Raw genomic sequence first — 17,621 nt, forward strand, 5'->3', positions numbered from 1 at the left:
AAGATGCTGGCTGATACACCGCTATCGCGAGCAGGCTCACTCCTACAGGGGTACTGCGGTGCTTTGACTATTTGCAGACGCTGGCGATGGCTTCGGCCAGCAGGGCGAGGCGCGTAGCGTCGATACCGGCGACGTTCGCCCGGCCCGAGCTGACCATGTACACGCTGTGGTGCTCACGCAATTGTTTCACTTGCTCCGGCGACAGCCCGGTGTAAGAGAACATGCCGCGCTGCACGCCAATGTGTGCAAAACGCTCGCGCAGGCCATGCGGTTCCAGTGCTTCAACCAAGCCGTTGCGCAGTTGCGCAATCCGCAGGCGCATCGCTTCCACTTCATCGGCCCAACGCGCTTTCAGCTCTGGATCGGCGAGGATGGTCGCGACCACCGCCGCACCGTGATCCGGAGGCGTCGACCACAGGTTGCGGGCGATATTGGCCAGTTGGCTGCGGATGTCGATAAGTTTGTCGGCGCTTTTCGCGCAGACGATCAGCGCGCCGGTACGATCGCGGTACAGGCCGAAGTTCTTCGAGCAGGAACTGGTGATCAGCAACTCGGGCACTTCTGCCGCGAACAACCGGGTCGACCACGCATCCTGTTCCAGACCATCGCCAAAGCCCTGGTAGGCAAAGTCGATCAGCGGCAGCAGGTTGCGGCTGCGCACCACGTCGAGCACACGCTGCCAGTCGTCATGATTCAAATCGAAACCGGTCGGGTTGTGGCAGCACGCGTGGAGCAGCACCACATCGCCTTTCGGCACTTCATTGAGCACGGCGAGCATGGCTTCGACGTCGAGGCGATTGTCGCTACCCACGTACGGGTAGTGACTGACCTTGACACCGGCCGCGGCGAAAATCGTTTCATGGATCGGCCAGGTCGGGTTGCTCAGCCACACGCCTTTGCCCGGCAGGCACTGGGCGATGAAGTCGGCCGCCAGACGCAGGGCACCGGTGCCGCCCGGGGTCTGGGTGGCGCCGGCACGTTGTTCGGCGATCAGCTTCGAGTCGGCGCCAAGCACCAGCTCATTGATGACTTTGCCGAACAGCGGGTTGCCGTGGCCACCGATGTAAATCTTGGTGTCCTGGCTTTCGACGAGGCGCGCTTCAGCGATTTTCACCGCTTCCGGGATCGGCGTCAGGCCCTGGGCATCCTTGTAGACGCCAACGCCCAAGTCGAATTTGCGCGGGTTGCTGTCCTGCGCATACGCCTCCATCAAACCGAGGATCGGGTCGCCGGGTACCCGGCCGATGGCGTCGAAATGCATTACTTGCGTCCTTCTGCAGTCTTGGCCACTTCGTCAGTGCGTGCGGCCATGATGAAGTCGTTGCGGTGCAGGCCTTTGATCGAGTGGCTCCACCAGGTAACGGTGACTTTGCCCCACTCGGTCAGCAGGCCCGGATGGTGACCTTCGGCCTCGGAGATCTCGCCGACAGCGTTGGTGAAGGCCAGCGCGTGCTTGAAGTTCTTGAACAGGAAGACCTTCTCCAGTTGCATGATGCTGTCGCGTACTTCGATGTTCCAGTCAGGGATCTGCTTGATCAGGATCGGCAGTTCTTCGTCGCTGACTTGTGGCGCATCGGCGCGGCAGGCTTCGCAGTGGGCTTGGTTCAAAGTGGACATGGCGTATTCCTGAAATCGAGTGTGTTTTTTTTATTAAAGCGTTTGAGCCGTCAATGCCGTCACGCTAAACCAAAGTGGCGGTGACGGACAGGCTCAATTGTCAACAAAAGTCGCGGTTCACGCGGCTTTCGGTTTCGGCGGAAATTTCGGTGCGTGCAGACCCAGCTGCATGCCTTGGCGAACCATGGCCATGATGTCTTCATGGGCCACGTCGAACAGACGCTTGAGGTTCGGCAGGACAAAGTACAGCGGTTGCAGGATGTCGATGCGATACGGCGTGCGCATGGCTTCGAGCGGGTCGAAGGCCTGATGCTCGGGTTCGTCCGACAGCGAGTAAACGGTTTCTTTTGGCGAGGACAGGATGCCGCCACCGTAGATGCGTTTGCCTTGCGGGGTATCGACCAGGCCGAACTCGATGGTCATCCAGTACAGGCGCGCCAGGTACACGCGTTCTTCTTTGGTCGCTTGCAGACCGAGCTTGCCGTAGGTGTGGGTGAATTCGGCGAAATACGGGTTGGTCAGCAGCGGGCAGTGACCAAAGATCTCGTGGAAAATATCCGGCTCTTGCAGGTAATCCAGCTCTTCGCGGGTGCGAATGAATGTAGCGACCGGAAATTGCTTGCTGGCCAGCAGTTCGAAAAAGGTCTGGAAGGGAATCAGTGCCGGAACTCGGGCGACCTGCCAACCGGTGGTCTCGCCGAGCACCTTGTTGATCTCGCCGAGTTGCGGAATGCGGTCGTGGGGCAGACCGAGTTTTTCGATACCGTCCAGATACTCCTGGCAGGCACGCCCTTCAATCACTTTCAGCTGGCGAGTGATCAGCGTGTTCCACACCGCGTGTTCTTCGGCGGGGTAGTCGATAAAACCTTGCGCATCGGGCTCGCGGGCCACGTATTGCGTCTGCTTCATACTGCTCTCCTGCTAGGGGAATTCGTTCTTGTTATGTCCAGCGATGGACTCAGAATTACCTGAGAGCGGGTTGATGTGCAGCAGGTTGAATGGCCTGCGCGTAGGAAATTTCTCGTTAATTCGTAAAGTTATCGTTACGCTTTGCTCGTCATCGCGCATTTTCGGTGATTTTCAGGTTTGAAAAGCTGGGTGGCTGTCACATAATCTTGACAACTATCTGTGTGCCTCGACAGAAAAATGAGCTTCGGGCGCACCGCAATACCCTGTGGGAGCGAGCTTGCTCGCGAAAGCGCTGGGTCTGACACATCAATGTTGGATGTGCTGACGCCTTCGCGAGCAAGCTCGCTCCCACAGGGTCGGTATTCAACTCCCAATCTTGTCGGGCCTTATATATGCGCATCAAAGTCCACTGCCAGAACCGCATCGGCATCCTGCGCGACATCCTCAACCTGTTGGTCGCCTACGGGATCAACGTCGCGCGCGGTGAGGTCGGTGGTGAGCATGGCAATGCGATCTACCTGCACTGCCCGAACCTGATCAACATTCAGTTCCAGGCGCTTCGTCCAAAGTTCGAGGCGATCGCCGGGGTGTTCGGCGTCAAACGGGTAGGGCTGATGCCCAGCGAGCGTCGGCACATGGAGTTGAATGCGCTGCTCGGCGCGCTGGAGTTTCCGGTGCTGTCGATCGACATGGGTGGCTCGATCGTGGCGGCCAACCGTGCGGCGGCGCAGTTGCTCGGCGTGCGGGTCGATGAAGTGCCGGGGATTCCGCTGTCGCGTTATGCCGAAGATTTCGACTTGCCGGAACTGGTGCGCGCGAATAAATCGCGAATCAACGGCATGCGGGTCAAGGTCAAGGGCGACATCTTTCTGGCTGACATCGCGCCGCTGCAATCGGAACACGACGATAGCGAAGCCATGGCCGGCGCGGTGCTGACCTTGCATCGCGCCGACCGCGTTGGCGAGCGTATCTATAACGTGCGTAAGCAGGAACTGCGTGGTTTCGACAGCATCTTCCAGAGCTCGAAAGTGATGGCGGCTGTGGTGCGTGAAGCGCGGCGTATGGCCCCGCTGGATGCGCCGCTATTGATTGAAGGCGAAACCGGCACCGGTAAGGAATTGCTCGCACGCGCTTGCCACCTCGCCAGTCCGCGCGGGCAGTCGCCGTTGATGGCGCTCAACTGCGCAGGTTTGCCGGAGTCGATGGCCGAGACCGAGTTGTTCGGTTACGGCCCGGGCGCGTTCGAAGGTGCACGCGCCGAAGGCAAGCTCGGGCTGCTGGAATTGACGGCGGGCGGCACGCTGTTTCTTGACGGTGTCGGTGAGATGAGCCCGCGTCTTCAAGTGAAGTTGCTGCGCTTTTTGCAGGACGGTTGCTTTCGCCGGGTCGGCAGTGATGAAGAGGTTTATCTGGATGTGCGGGTCATCTGTGCGACGCAGGTCGACTTGTCGGAGCTGTGCGCGCGCGGTGAGTTTCGCCAGGATCTGTATCACCGCTTGAACGTGCTCTCCTTGCACATCCCGCCGCTGCGTGAATGCCTCGACGGCTTGACCCCACTGGTTGAGCATTTTCTCGACCAAGCCAGTCGGCAGATCGGCTGTTCGCTGCCGAAACTGGCGCCAGCGGCGATGGATCGGCTCAGTCATTACCACTGGCCGGGCAACGTGCGGCAACTGGAGAACGTGCTGTTCCAGGCGGTTTCGCTGTGCGACGGCGGCACGGTGAAGGCCGAACATATTCGTCTGCCGGATTACGGCGTGCGTCAGCCGCTTGGCGATTTTTCGCTGGAGGGGGGGCTGGACGAGATTGTCGGGCGCTTCGAGAAAGCGGTGCTGGAGCGGTTGTATTCCGAGCATCCGAGCAGCCGGCAGTTGGGCAAGCGGTTGGGGGTTTCGCATACAACCATTGCCAATAAGCTGCGTGAATACGAAGTCGGCAAAGAGCCGGGCAGCACGTGATCGTTCCCACGCTCTGCGTGGGAATGCAGCCCGGGACGCTCCGCGTCCCAAAGCGGACGCAGAGCGTCCATTGAGGCATTCCCACGCGGAGCGTGGGAACGATCATTCTTTTGATCTTTTGCCGCCAAGCGGCATAACACCGCCGGTTTTTCGACTTCGATACATTTCAAATTCCCCTGCAACATCCCCAAGTCCTTTGTTTACCGGGCCTTTGTGCGCCAGAAAAAAGTTGGTCTGCAAATTGCTTATGGCTCAGCAGTACAGCGGTGGGCGGCAAACGTCCGGCATGCAGAGGAAAGAGTGTGGACAAGTACCTTTATGTGGCAATGACCGGCGCCAGCCAGAATGCGCTGGCGCAAAAGGCGCATGCCAACAACCTGGCGAACATCTCCACCAACGGTTTTCAGCGCGACCTGGAGCAGGCGCGTTCGATGCCGGTGTTCGGTGACAGCTTTCCGGCGCGTGCGTTTGCCATGAGCGAACGGCCCGCCACCGACTTCACCCCGGGCTCGCTGGTGCAGACCGGTCGTGACCTCGACGTCGCGGTGACCGGCAACGGTTTCATTGCCGTGCAGAACCCTAACGGCGGCGAAAGCTACGTGCGCACCGGCAGCCTCAACGTCGACGCCCTCGGCGTTCTGCGCGCCGGCAACGGCATGCCGGTGATCGGCAACGGCGGTCCGATCGCCGTACCGCCAGAGCAGCAGATCGAAGTCGGTGAAGACGGCACCATCAGTATTCGTGCGATGGGCGAAGGCCCGCGCGTCATGGCGGAAGTCGACCGGATCAAACTGGTCAACCCGGACATCAAGAACATGAACAAGGGCCTCGACGGCTCGATCTACACCAAGGACGGCCAGCCGGCGCAGGCCGATGCCAACGTCAAACTGGTGTCGGGTTTCCTTGAGTCGAGCAACGTCAATGCCGTGGAAGAGATGACCTCGGTGCTGGCCTTGGCCAAGCAGTTCGAGTTGCACGTCAAGATGATGAACACCGCCAAAGACGACGACCAGGCCATGGCTCGGGTCTTGCAGATCAGCTAATTATCAGAACGTCGCGCCGAAAAACAGGCGCACGAGGAGAATCGAATGCTTCCGGCTCTATGGGTTGCCAAAACCGGTCTGTCCGCCCAGGACACCAACCTGACCACCATTTCCAACAACCTGGCAAACGTGTCGACCACGGGTTTCAAACGTGATCGCGCCGAGTTCCAGGACTTGCTGTATCAGATCAAGCGTCAGCCAGGCGCTCAGTCGACCCAGGACAGCGAACTGCCGTCGGGTCTGCAACTGGGTACCGGTGTGCGCATCGTCGGCACCCAGAAAAACTTCACCGCCGGTAGCCTGCAAACCACCGAGCAGCCGCTGGACATGGCCATCGACGGTCGCGGTTTCTTCCAGATTCTGCAGCCGGACGGCACCACGTCGTACACCCGTGACGGTACTTTCCACCTCGACTCCAATGGCCAGATCGTCAACGCCAGCGGTTTCGCACTGGAACCGGCCATTGTCATCCCGAACGATGCCCAGACCTTCACCGTCGGCCGTGACGGCACGGTGTCCATCACTGTCGCTGGCAACGCCGCGTCGCAGGTGATCGGCAACCTGCAAACCGCTGACTTCATCAACCCGGCCGGTCTGCAAGCCGTGGGCAACAACCTGTTCCTGGAAACTGCCGCTTCCGGCGCGCCGCAAGTTGGCACCCCGGGTCTGGCCGGTTTCGGTACCACCCTGCAGAACACCCTGGAAACCTCCAACGTCAGCACTGTTGAAGAGATGGTCAACATGATCACCACTCAGCGCGCTTACGAGATGAACTCCAAGGTGATCTCCACCGCTGACCAGATGCTCTCGTTCGTAACGCAGAATCTGTAATCAAGTCTATGAGGCGGCCATGAGGTCGCCTGCAGCACCGTGAGGTAGGGTCATGAATCGCTTTGTATCTGTTCTGGCATTGAGTGGGGTCGTCTCGCTCGCGGGCTGCGTCGCCCCGACGCCCAAGCCCAATGACCCTTACTACGCCCCGGTGTTGCCGCGCACACCGTTGCCGGCTGCGGCCAATAACGGCTCGATCTATCAGGCCGGTTTCGAGCAGAACCTGTACAGCGACCGCAAGGCTTTCCGGGTTGGTGACATCATCACCATCACCCTGAATGAGCGCACACAGGCGAGCAAGAACGCCAACTCGCAGATGGACAAGAACAGCGATAACAAGGTCGGTCTGACCTCGTTGTTCGGCTCCAGCCTGACCACGAACAACCCGATCGGCGGCAACGACCTGAGTCTGAACGCCGGCTATAGCGCCGACCGCTCGACCAAGGGCGACGCCAAGTCCGGGCAGAGCAACAGCCTGACCGGTTCGATCACCGTGACCGTGGCTGACGTGCTGCCCAACGGCATCATCGCCGTGCGGGGCGAGAAGTGGCTGACGCTGAACACCGGTGACGAACTGGTGCGCATCGCCGGCCTGGTACGCGCCGATGACATCGCCACGGACAACACCGTGTCGTCGACCCGGGTCGCCGATGCACGCATCACCTACTCGGGTACCGGCGCGTTTGCCGATACGAGTCAGCCAGGCTGGTTCGACCGTTTCTTCCTCAGCCCGCTGTTCCCTTTCTAGGTGGCTACGTTGAATTTCAAGAGCCTCATGCTGGCTGCGGCGCTGATGTCCGCAGCCTTTGGTGCCCACGCCGAGCGGCTGAAAGATATCGCCAGCATTTCCGGCGTGCGTTCCAACCAGTTGATCGGTTACGGCCTGGTGGTCGGGCTTAACGGCACCGGCGACCAGACGACGCAAACCCCGTTCACCCTGCAGACCTTCAACAACATGCTCTCGCAGTTCGGCATCAAGGTGCCGCCGGGATCGGGCAACGTGCAGTTGAAAAACGTCGCGGCGGTGTCGATCAGTGCCGATTTGCCGGCGTTCGCCAAGCCAGGTCAGCAGGTCGACATTACTGTGTCCTCGATCGGTAACTCCAAGAGCTTGCGCGGCGGCACACTGCTGCTGACCCCGCTCAAGGGTATCGACGGCAACGTCTACGCGGTCGCTCAGGGCAACCTTGTCGTCGGTGGTTTCGACGCCGAAGGTCGTGACGGTTCGAAGATCACCGTCAACGTTCCGTCGGCCGGTCGTATCCCGGGCGGTGCCTCGGTGGAGCGCTCGGTGCCGAGCGGTTTCAACCAGGGCAACAGCCTGACGCTGAACCTCAATCGCTCCGACTTCACCACTGCCAAACGTATCGTCGACAAGATCAACGACATGCTCGGCCCTGGCGTCGCGCAAGCCATCGACGGCGGTTCGATCCGTGTCACTGCGCCGCTCGATCCGAGTCAGCGCGTCGACTACTTGTCGATCCTGGAAAACCTTGAAGTCGACCCGGGTCAGGCGGTGGCGAAAGTCATCATCAACTCGCGTACCGGTACCATCGTCATTGGTCAGAACGTGAAAGTGTCACCAGCCGCCGTGACCCACGGCAGTCTGACGGTAACGATCACCGAAGACCCGATCGTCAGCCAGCCCGGCCCTCTGTCCAACGGTCAGACGGCTGTTGTGCCGCGCTCGCGGGTGAATGCCGAGCAGGAAGCCAAACCGATGTTCAAGTTCGGCCCGGGCACCACCCTCGACGAGATCGTGCGTGCGGTGAATCAGGTCGGCGCGGCACCGGGTGACTTGATGGCGATCCTCGAAGCCTTGAAGCAGGCCGGCGCGTTGCAAGCCGACCTGATCGTGATCTGAGGCCGACCCTTATGGATATGCGCAAAAGCGGTCTGGTCAGCAGCAGCGATTCGGGTTCGTACTCGGACCTCAATCGCCTGAATCAGCTCAAGGTCGGCGACAAGAACAGTGATGCGAACCTGCGCAAAGTGGCGCAGGAATTCGAATCGCTGTTCCTCGGCGAAATGCTCAAATCGATGCGCTCGGCGACCAATGCCTTGGGTGAAGACAACCCGCTCAACACGCCGGCGGCCAAGCAGTATCAGGAAATGTACGACCAGCAACTGGCCGTTTCCATGTCCCGCGAAGGCGGTGGTATTGGTCTTGCCGACGTGCTGATGCGACAGATGTCGAAGAACAAACCGCTGGCGCCGGGCGAAGCCGCTGCTGCGTCCGCCGCCAAGCAGGAAGAGGCCAAGGCAAAAGCCGCGGCCGTGGTCACACCTGTTGCCGCTGGCACCGTTGCCACCAACGGCCCGTTGTCGCGTCTCAATGGCGAGCGCCCGTTGTGGGCGTCGCGCTCGGTGAATGCGCCGAACACGCAACTCGCTCATCGCAATGACATGGAAATGATCAACCAGCGTCGTCTGGCCTTGCCGCCGAAACTGGCTGATCGTTTGCTCGCCGGGCTAGTGCCGTCGGCCACACCGGCAGTCGCAACGCAATTGCCGCAGCGCGCCACGACCGCAGCCACGACCGGTGCCGGGCCGCTGTACAACGGCGACTGGCTGGCGCGCGCCGAGGGCGAAAAAGCCTCTGGCGGCCAGATGCAGGTCTACGGTCGCGCCATGGCGCAGATTCCGCTCGCGCCGGCGAAGAAAGCCTTCAGTTCCGCCGACGAGTTCGTCAACACCATGCTGCCGATGGCCAAGGAAGCTGCCGACCGCATCGGCGTCGATCCGCGTTATCTGGTGGCGCAGGCTGCGTTGGAAACCGGTTGGGGCAAGTCGGTCATGCGCGCCCAGGATGGCAGTAGCAGCCACAACCTTTTCGGCATCAAGGCGAGCAGCAACTGGAAGGGCGATTCGGCCCGGGCGATCACCAGCGAGTTCCGCAATGGCGAGATGGTCAAGGAGACGGCCGAGTTCCGTTCCTATGCCTCGTACAAGGACAGCTTCCACGATCTGGTGACTTTGCTGCAGTCCAATAATCGCTATCAAGATGTCGTGAAGTCTGCCGATAACCCAGAACAGTTTGTACGCGAGTTGCAAAAGGCCGGTTACGCCACCGACCCGAACTACGCAAGCAAGATTTCGCAGATTGCCAAGCAGATGAACAGTTTCCAAAACTACGCTGCGGCGGGTGTATCCACCACGCCTTTATAAGGCACAAGGTATAAGGTCTGAACCATGAGTTTGCTCAATATCGGGATGTCGGGACTGTCGGCCAGCCAGTCCTCTTTGGCTACGACAGGCAACAACATTGCCAACGTCGACACCGCCGGTTATTCACGTCAGCAAACCGTGCAGGGCACCAAATCCTCGCAACAGTACGGCAGCGTTTTCATCGGCACGGGTACAACCCTGGCTGACGTGCGTCGGGTGTACAACTCCTACCTGGAATCCCAACTGCACACGGCGACCTCGCTCAACAGCGAAGCGGCCTCGTACCTGGCTCAGGCCACGCCGCTGGACTCCATGCTGTCCGACACCAACACCGGCCTCACCGGTGTACTGCAAAAATTCTTCACCTCGATGCAGGGCGTTTCGACGTCTGCGACCGATGACACCTCGCGTCAATCGGTGCTGACCGGTGCGCAGGCGCTGACCAGCCGTTTCAACTCGATCGCCAAACAGCTCAACGACCAGAACACCACCATCAATGGCAGCCTTGGCGACATGGCAGCCCAGGTGAACAAACTGGCCACCTCGATTGCCAACCTGAACCAGAAGATCGGCGAGATCTCCACCAGTGGTGGGGCGCCGAACGATCTGCTCGACAGCCGTAACGAAGCCGTGCGCCAGTTGTCCGAGCTGACCGGCGCGCAGGTCGTCGAGCGTGGCACCAGCTTCGACATCTACGTCGGCAGCGGCCAGCCACTGGTCATTGGCAACTCCGCCAATTCCCTGAGCACTGTGCCGCTCAAGGATGACCCATCGCGCATGGGCATCCAGATGGATCGCGGTTCGAGCACCATCGACATCACCTCGGTGATCAGCGGTGGCGAAATCGGTGGTCTGCTGACCTATCGCAAAGAAGTTCTCGATCCGTCGCTCAACGAACTGGGCCGAGTGGCGCTGGTGATCGCCGATCAGATCAACAGCCAGCAAGCCCAGGGCATCGACAAGAACGGTGACTTCGGCGCTGCGATTTTCAACAACATCAACAGTGCCGCGCTGATCAGCCAGCGCAGCATCGCGAAGGATGGCAACAGCGCAGGCTCGGGCAACCTCGACGTCACCATCAAGGACACCGGCAAGCTGACCACCAGCGATTATCAGGTGACGTTCACCAGCGCCACCGACTACTCGGTCAAGCGTTCCGACGGCACCGATCTGGGCACCTTCAGCACCACCACCAATCCACCGCCAGTGATCGACGGTTTCACCCTCGCGCTCAAAGGTGGGGCGTTGAGCGCCGGTGACAGCTTCAAAGTGACGCCGACCCGCAATGCCGCCGCGAGCATCCAGACGGTGCTCACCGATCCGAAGAAAGTCGCTGCGGCCGGTCCGTTGACCGGTGTGGCCAGCGCTGCCGGCCTGGGGACTTACACGCAGCCGACGCTCAGCGACAAGATCGATATCTACAACCCGACTGCCCAGGCTGACATGCAGGCGGCACTGAAGAATTCGACGCCGGTCAAACTGGTGTTTGGTGACGTCACGGGCGGCAGCCAGTCTTACAAATTTGTGGATGCCAAGGGCGGCCTCATCAGCAGCGGCACTATCGTTCCCGGTCAAACGAACACGCTGGATCTGAAAGTCGGCATCGTCGATGCCAGCGGCAACCCGGTGCTGGACACCAGCGTCACGCCGAACGTGCAGAAAACCTTCACCGTGCAGACCACCGTCGGCGGCACGCCGAAGTCGGGCGAGTCCTTCACCATGAATCTGACCGGTGCGGCGTCTTCGGACAACCGCAACGCGCAATCGCTGGTCGCCCTGCAAACCAAGCAGACCATCGACACCGGTTCGGCCAGCAAGGGCATCAGCCTGACTGACGGCTACAACAAGCTGGTGACCAACGTCGGCACCAAGACCGCTCAAGGCAAGTCCGACAGCACCGCGACCACAGCGATTCTGGACAATGCCAAAGGCGCCCGCGATTCGCTGTCCGGGGTCAACCTGGATGAAGAAACCGGCAACCTGGTCAAATACCAGCAGTACTACACAGCGTCTTCGCAGATCATCAAAGCTGCGCAGGAAACTTTCGCCACGCTGATCAACAGCCTTTAAGGAGTCGTAATTCATGCGCATTTCCACCGCCCAGTATTACGGCACGCAAGCGTCGGACTATCAGCGTAACTTCAACAAGGCTGTTGCCAGCGCCAGCGAGGCGAGCAGCCTGACGCGCATCAACACTGCCGCGGATGATCCGGTCGGTGCCGGTCGTTTGCTGCAACTGGGTCAGCAGGCGGCGATGCTGGATCAGTACAAGACCAACGTTGATACCACCAAAAGTGCGTTGACCGTGCAGGAGTCCACGCTGGACTCCATCACTACCGCACTGGCACGCGCCAAGGAGCTTGCCCTGGCGGCCAACAACGGCACGGCCACCGACAAGGACCGCCAGGCTTACGCGTCGGAGCTCGGCCAGATCCAGCAACAAGTGCTGGGCCTGATGAACTCCAAGGATGCCAGCGGCAATTACCTGTTCTCCGGTTCGAAAACCGATACCGCGCCGTACTCGCAGAATGCCGACGGCACCTACACCTACAACGGTGACCAGACCACGATCAATCTGGGCATTGGCGACGGCATGACGGTTGGCACCAACACCACCGGTTGGGCCGCTTTCCAGCAGACCATCAATACCGCGCGCACCAACGTCACCATGACGGCGCCAGCCGTGGATGACGGCCGCGTTGTGCTGTCCAACGGTACGGTCGGCACTGCTGCCACCTATGATTCCAAATTCACTGCCGGCCAGCCGTACACCGTCAGCTTCCTCAGCAGCACCCAACTGAAAATCACTGATGCCCTGGGCAACGACGTGACCGCTGAAGCGAGCCAGAACGGTCTGGTCAGCAACAGCAGCGGTGCCAACCAGACGGTCAGCTTCCGTGGCGTCGACATGAAGTTGAATATCAACTTGAAGACCGGCGACACCAACCCGGACGCGGTGATTGCCGGCCACAGCTTCCAGTTGTCGACCGCACCCGACTCGTTCACCACCACGCGCAGCCCGGGCAACCCGTCGAGCGCGGTGATCACCGGTTCCAGCATCACTGATCAGGCTGCCTACACTGCGGCATTCCCGCAGGGCGGCGCCGTCCTCAAGTTCACCAGCGCCACCGCGTTCGATCTGTACGCAGCGCCGGTCACTGCCGACAGCAAACCCGTGTCTTCGGGCACTATCGTCGGTAACAACGCTACCGCGGCGGGCGTCACGTTCGCACTCGGCGCTGCCCCGGCTGCCGGTGATCAGTTTTCGATCCAGCCGAACGACCACCAGACCCAGAACGTGCTCGACACCCTGGGCCAGATGATCACGGCGTTGAACACTCCGATCGATGGTGATCCGGTGGCCAAGCAGAAATTCCAGGGCGCGATGGAGGCGGGTATCGGCAACATCGATGCGGCCAACAATCAAATCGGCAACGCGGTCACCGAGATCGGTGCCCGTGGTCAGGCTCTGGATATGCAAGCCATCACCAATGACAGTCTGAGCACCGCGAACACCACTACCCAAGGTTCGATCCGTGATTCGGATCCGGCCGAAGTGATGACTCGTCTGACCTTGCAGCAAACCATGTTGCAAGCTTCGCAACTGGCGTTCAGCAAGATCAGCCAGTTAGGTCTGTTCAACAAGATCTGACCGTCAGCGGGCGTGTAAGCGCCCGTTTGGCCTGCCCCTCAGTTATGTTTTTTAGCGGTTTCAAGGGCTCGCTTTTTCGAGCGGGCTCGTACCGCCTGTGAGCCCGCCGTGAATTCACTTCCTCTTGTCAGCCTCGTCATTCCCGCCTTCAATCCGCGCTTTTTCGAGCGGACGCTGAACAGCGCCGTCAGCCAGAATTACGCCAATCTTGAAATCATCGTGTGCGATGACAATCGTGGCCACGAGATCGAAGACATCGTTACACAGGTGACAGAGCAGACCGGGTTCGCAGTGCGTTACGTGCGCAACCCGCGAACGCTGGGGCTGGTCGGCAACCTGAAGGCCTGCCTTGAGCAAGCCCGGGGTGAGTTCATCAAATTCCTGTGTGACGATGACCTGCTGTATTCGGCCTGTATCGAACAGCAAGCCCACGAGCTGCGGCGCGAAGAAGTCAGTCTGGTAGTCGCGCAAAGGTTGTTGTGGGATGCCAACGACATCATCCTGCCCGCGCGTCTGGAAAACAGCTCGTTGTCGCCAGCCAGTGGCTTGCTCAAAGGCGACGATGTACTAAGCATCTTCGAAAAATTTCCAGTCAACGTGCTCGGCGGTTTCAGCAGCGCAATGTTCCGGCGCGCCGACGTCGCCGAACTGCTGCCGGCCCTGACCGAGGACGGAGCCTGCTTCGTCGCGACGCTGGATTTTGCCTTGTACGTCTGTTTGCTGCGGCGCGGCAACCTGTTGGTCTCCAACAACGTGCTGAGTGCCGAACGTCTCTATCCCGAGCGTCTGAGCGCGCAGCAACCGATGAAAGACGCGGCGGAGATCGAGCGCGAGTGGATCTCGCAAATGCTCAAGGTCCGCAGCGGCGAGTCGGCACCGGCGCCGGGCTGGGTTCGTTATGTGCCGTTGACCAAGGCCGATGAGTCGCCTCGGGTCTGGGAAGAGCTGCCGCTGAGCCGTACCCTCGGCACCAAGCAGAGCCGTCAAGAGCTGGGGGTCGGTGTCGACAGCTTCAGTTTCGGCGAACTCTATGCACAATGGCTGGCGGTTCGGGTGTTGACCGAGGCGCAGCGCCAATGGCTGCCGGAAACCCTCGCAGGCTGGCCGCATCAGCCGCGCATCGTGCCGATCATCATTGATGGCCAAGGCAGCCGCGATGGTCTGGAACGTACGCTTGATGCGCTCGCCGCTCAGGATTATCCGCCAGAGCTGGTTCTGGTGCTGTCCACAGCTTGCAGCGAAGCGAAGCTGGATGGTCGGGTGTTCCACATGCCGTTGCAGGGTGACGGCCTGGAGCAGATCAACGCTCTGCTGCCGCAACTGGAAGGCGCCGACTGGTTTTATCTGCTGCAGCCAGGTGACTGCCCGGTGGCGCCAGCGTTGTTGGTGATGGCCGATCGCATTGCGCACGCAAGTGCGTTGACGTGCCTGTACAGCGACGAAGGCAGCCTGCGCGATGGTGAGTCGGCAGAGCCTGCGTTCAAACCTGATTTCAACCTTGATCTCATGCGCAGTTATCCCTACGTCGGGCGTGCCTTGGCGTTCCAGCGCGAACGGTTTCTGGCCCTTGGCGGTTTTACCTCGACGTTCGCCGAACTCGCGCCCCACGATGTGCTTTGGCGTATGGTTGAAAGCGATGGCCTGCAAGTGGTCGGGCACATTGCTGAGGTGTTGCTGGAGTCGAAATTCGATCTCTCGCAATGGCTCACTGATCCTGGTGTTGCGCAGCAAAGCCCGCGCATTCTCGCAGCGCATCTGCAACGTCTGGGCATCGCTCATGAAATCCGCGACGGTAACAGCGGGCTGCTCAATCGCGTCGACTATCACCATGCCCGGCGCCCACTGGTGTCGGTGGTCATTGTCACGCAGGACCAGACTGCCGCGTTGCAGCGCTGCGTCGAGACACTGCTGGAGAAGACCGCCTACACCGAGTACGAATTGCTCTTGGTCGACAACGGCTGCAAAAGCGCCGAAGCGCTGGCGTGGCTGGACGGTATGGCACAAATGGGCAGCGAGCGGATTCGCGTGCTCAGCTACCCGCAAAAGGGTAACGCGGCAGCGGTGCACAACTTTGCCGTCAGCCAGGCGCGCGGTGAGTATGTGTTGATGCTCAATGCCTTTGCGGTGATCACCCAGAGCGATTGGCTCGACGAACTGCTCAATCATGCGCAGCGTCCGGAGGTCGGGGTGGTCGGCGCCAAGCTGTTCAATCCGGACGGTGGCGTGCTGCACGCGGGTCTGATTCTTGGCTTGAACGGGCCGGTCGGGTTGCCGTTCTATGGCCAACCGGTGCAGTCGGAAGGGTACATGCATCGCCTGCAGGCGGTGCATGACCTGAGTGCCGTCGGCGGCGATTGCCTGATGATTCGCAAGTCGGTGTTCGAAGCTGCCGGCGGGCTGGACGAGCAGGACCTCAAGCAAACGCTCAATGTCGTGGACCTGTGTCTGCGGGTTGGCCGCGACGGTTATCTGGTGGTGTTGAACCCCCATGCCATCCTGGCCGTGGGTGCACGGCCAAGTGCGATGGCGACACCGGAGGAAGAAGCGCAGCACATCGAGGAGAGGGACACCTTTTACCAGCGCTGGCTGCCGCTGGTTGCGCGTGACCCGGCCTACAACGTCAACCTGACGTTGCAGGGCGTGGGCGCCACCAACTTCAGTCTGGAGCCGGGCCTGCGCACCGGGTGGAGTGCATTCTCCAAGGCACAGTTACCCAATCTGCTGGTGGTGCCGATCAACGCTTCCGCCATCGGCCATTACCGCATGAGCCAGCCGATGATCGAGCTGGAAGCGGCCAATCGGGCAGAAGGGCGCATTTGCTACGGCTTGCCGTCGATCATCGACATCGAGCGTCAGTCGCCCGACGTGATTGTTCTGCAAGGACGCTACTCGGAGCACGCCATCGATGAAATTCCTCCGCTGAAAAAGTACTTCAACGCTCGACGGATCTTCGAACTCGACGACTATGTCATCGACGTTCCCCACCGCAATGCACACATTCGCAACATGCCGAGCAAGCAGGACATGGAGCGCATGGTGCGCCGCGCGATCGGCCTGTGTGATCGCGCGGTCGTATCCACCGCGCCGCTGGCCAACGTGCTGTCGGACATGCACCACGACATTCGTGTCGTCCCTAACATGTTGGCCAAGGACTTGTGGGGCCACCTGCGCAGCCTGCGTCGGACCTCGAAGAAACCCCGGGTCGGCTGGGGCGGCGGCACCAGTCACCACGGCGACCTCGCGGTCATCGCCGATGTCGTGCGCGAGTTGGCCAATGAAGTCGACTGGGTGTTTTTCGGCATGTGCCCGGATGACCTGCGTCCCTACATGCATGAGTTCCATGGCGTCATCGGCCTGGACGTGTACCCGGCGAAACTGGCCAGCCTCAACCTCGATCTCGCGTTGGCACCGTTGGAGTTCCATATCTTCAACGACTGCAAGAGCAACTTGCGGCTGCTGGAATACGGCGCCTGCGGTTACCCGGTGATCTGCACGGATACCGAGGCCTATCGCGGTTATTTGCCGTGCACGCGGATCAAGACCAACAGTACGGATGAATGGCTGCAAGCGATCCGCATGCACCTGGCGGATCCGGATGCCAGTTATCGCATGGGGGATGAATTGCGTGAGGTGGTGCTGCGCGATTACGTGTTGCGCGGCGATAACCTGCGCTACTGGGAATACGGCTGGCTGGCGGATTGATCGAGCGGGGCTTGGCGGCCTTTGGGCCGACCATGCTCTTGGGGTTTTTGGGGTATATCCGTTGCTGCGGGTGTTGCTGATCAGGGTTCCGCCCTTACGGCGGGTCACTTTTTCCAGGCGCCGAAAAAGTAACCAAAAAGGCTTGCTCCTGCGTGCGGCCCGCTCGCTGGGGCTCGGGGTCCCTTCGCTCCGGGATCGATCCTGGCGCAGCGCCTACGGTTTGCTTCGCTGCACCTCCTCTCGCTGTGTTTGGCTGCGCCAAACGGTCGCTGCGCTCCCACGCCCGGATCAATCCCTCCACTCAGCCTTCCGACGTCGCCTTACAGATCAAAAGCCGCAGCCGAGCTAACGCTCATCCTGTTGAGTGGTGAGGGGCACAGCTTGGTCGGCTTTGGATTTGTGGTGGATTCGCCCCTCACCCCAGCCCTCTCCCGAGGGAGAGGGAGCCGATTTGTGGGCTTTTCAAAGCTTGAGTTCGACTCGGTATCGCACGTCGGCGTAGCTCGCCCAGACACCTCGTTCAGTCCCCTCTCCCTCCGGGAGAGGGCTAGGGTGAGGGGCTTTTGATCTGTTTGAGAATCTGAGTTCGACTCGATATTTCACGTCGGCGTACTTCTCGCAAACTACTCGATCAGTCCCCTCTCCCTTTGGGAGAGGGCTAGGGTGAGGGGCTTTTGATCTGTTTCAGAATCTGAGTTCGACTCGATATTTCACGTCGGCGTACTTCTCGCAAACTACTCG

The 17,621-nt window shown here is 60.4% G+C and carries 12 protein-coding genes; 9 read left to right on the top strand and 3 right to left on the bottom strand.

What is annotated here, in order from left to right; translation table 11 throughout:
* Nucleotides 1–67: 67 nt before the first annotated feature.
* The 3 genes from ACW9IR_RS23905 to phhA form a co-directional block, all read right to left on the bottom strand.
* A complete protein-coding gene (locus tag ACW9IR_RS23905) occupies nucleotides 68–1,261 on the bottom strand; it encodes an amino acid aminotransferase (protein ID WP_457465263.1) in 1,194 nt (397 codons plus the stop codon).
* The gene (locus ACW9IR_RS23910) at nucleotides 1,261–1,617 is read right to left on the bottom strand and encodes a 4a-hydroxytetrahydrobiopterin dehydratase (RefSeq protein WP_003222798.1); all 357 of its coding nucleotides are present in this window, start codon (nucleotides 1,615–1,617) and stop codon (nucleotides 1,261–1,263) included. Before ACW9IR_RS23910 ends, ACW9IR_RS23905 begins: the two co-directional genes overlap by 1 nt.
* A 117-nt stretch (nucleotides 1,618–1,734) precedes the next feature.
* On the bottom strand, nucleotides 1,735–2,526 hold the full coding sequence (gene phhA / locus ACW9IR_RS23915) for a phenylalanine 4-monooxygenase (protein ID WP_007920123.1): 792 nt from the start codon (nucleotides 2,524–2,526) through the stop codon (nucleotides 1,735–1,737).
* 392 nt (nucleotides 2,527–2,918) lie between these two features.
* Here phhA and ACW9IR_RS23920 point away from each other — a divergent pair, with 392 nt between their 5' ends.
* From ACW9IR_RS23920 to ACW9IR_RS23960, 9 genes are all read left to right on the top strand, one after another.
* Complete coding sequence (locus ACW9IR_RS23920) at nucleotides 2,919–4,484, top strand: sigma-54-dependent phenylalanine hydroxylase transcriptional regulator PhhR (protein WP_034153260.1); 1,566 nt, start codon at nucleotides 2,919–2,921, stop codon at nucleotides 4,482–4,484.
* A 302-nt stretch (nucleotides 4,485–4,786) separates the two neighbouring features.
* Nucleotides 4,787–5,527 carry a flagellar basal body rod protein FlgF gene (locus ACW9IR_RS23925; protein ID WP_038363771.1) on the top strand — a complete coding sequence of 247 codons (741 nt, stop codon included), beginning with the start codon at nucleotides 4,787–4,789 and terminating at the stop codon, nucleotides 5,525–5,527.
* Between the two features lie 45 nt (nucleotides 5,528–5,572).
* Nucleotides 5,573–6,358 carry a flagellar basal-body rod protein FlgG gene (gene flgG, locus ACW9IR_RS23930; protein ID WP_007920118.1) on the top strand — a complete coding sequence of 262 codons (786 nt, stop codon included), beginning with the start codon at nucleotides 5,573–5,575 and terminating at the stop codon, nucleotides 6,356–6,358.
* 52 nt (nucleotides 6,359–6,410) lie between these two features.
* Nucleotides 6,411–7,106: a flagellar basal body L-ring protein FlgH gene (gene flgH, locus ACW9IR_RS23935; RefSeq protein WP_038363773.1), complete on the top strand. Its 696-nt coding sequence runs from the start codon at nucleotides 6,411–6,413 to the stop codon at nucleotides 7,104–7,106.
* Between the two features lie 27 nt (nucleotides 7,107–7,133).
* The gene (locus ACW9IR_RS23940; protein WP_176091703.1) at nucleotides 7,134–8,222 is read left to right on the top strand and encodes a flagellar basal body P-ring protein FlgI; all 1,089 of its coding nucleotides are present in this window, start codon (nucleotides 7,134–7,136) and stop codon (nucleotides 8,220–8,222) included.
* A gap of 11 nt (nucleotides 8,223–8,233) precedes the next feature.
* Nucleotides 8,234–9,526, top strand: coding sequence for a flagellar assembly peptidoglycan hydrolase FlgJ (gene flgJ / locus ACW9IR_RS23945; protein ID WP_110719984.1), 1,293 nt, complete (start codon nucleotides 8,234–8,236; stop codon nucleotides 9,524–9,526).
* 24 nt (nucleotides 9,527–9,550) lie between these two features.
* The gene (flgK, locus tag ACW9IR_RS23950) at nucleotides 9,551–11,596 is read left to right on the top strand and encodes a flagellar hook-associated protein FlgK (RefSeq protein WP_102900438.1); all 2,046 of its coding nucleotides are present in this window, start codon (nucleotides 9,551–9,553) and stop codon (nucleotides 11,594–11,596) included.
* Nucleotides 11,597–11,609: 13 nt separating this feature from the next.
* On the top strand, nucleotides 11,610–13,178 hold the full coding sequence (locus tag ACW9IR_RS23955) for a flagellar hook-associated protein 3 (protein ID WP_095122737.1): 1,569 nt from the start codon (nucleotides 11,610–11,612) through the stop codon (nucleotides 13,176–13,178).
* Between the two features lie 108 nt (nucleotides 13,179–13,286).
* Entirely contained in the window at nucleotides 13,287–16,880 is a 3,594-nt protein-coding gene (locus ACW9IR_RS23960) for a glycosyltransferase (RefSeq protein WP_457465264.1), read from the top strand.
* The last annotated feature ends 741 nt before the right edge of the window (nucleotides 16,881–17,621 follow it).

It is taken from the genome of Pseudomonas sp. SDT291_1_S447 (genome assembly GCF_054070155.1).

Coding starts and splice junctions, on each gene's coding strand:
- ACW9IR_RS23920 (WP_034153260.1), top strand. CDS start 2,919: ATGCGCATCAAAGTCCACTGCCAGAACCGCATCGGCATCCTGCGCGAC.
- flgK (WP_102900438.1), top strand. CDS start 9,551: ATGAGTTTGCTCAATATCGGGATGTCGGGACTGTCGGCCAGCCAGTCC.
- ACW9IR_RS23910 (WP_003222798.1), bottom strand. CDS start 1,617: ATGTCCACTTTGAACCAAGCCCACTGCGAAGCCTGCCGCGCCGATGCG.
- flgG (WP_007920118.1), top strand. CDS start 5,573: ATGCTTCCGGCTCTATGGGTTGCCAAAACCGGTCTGTCCGCCCAGGAC.
- flgJ (WP_110719984.1), top strand. CDS start 8,234: ATGGATATGCGCAAAAGCGGTCTGGTCAGCAGCAGCGATTCGGGTTCG.
- ACW9IR_RS23955 (WP_095122737.1), top strand. CDS start 11,610: ATGCGCATTTCCACCGCCCAGTATTACGGCACGCAAGCGTCGGACTAT.
- ACW9IR_RS23940 (WP_176091703.1), top strand. CDS start 7,134: ATGCTGGCTGCGGCGCTGATGTCCGCAGCCTTTGGTGCCCACGCCGAG.
- ACW9IR_RS23905 (WP_457465263.1), bottom strand. CDS start 1,261: ATGCATTTCGACGCCATCGGCCGGGTACCCGGCGACCCGATCCTCGGT.
- flgH (WP_038363773.1), top strand. CDS start 6,411: ATGAATCGCTTTGTATCTGTTCTGGCATTGAGTGGGGTCGTCTCGCTC.
- phhA (WP_007920123.1), bottom strand. CDS start 2,526: ATGAAGCAGACGCAATACGTGGCCCGCGAGCCCGATGCGCAAGGTTTT.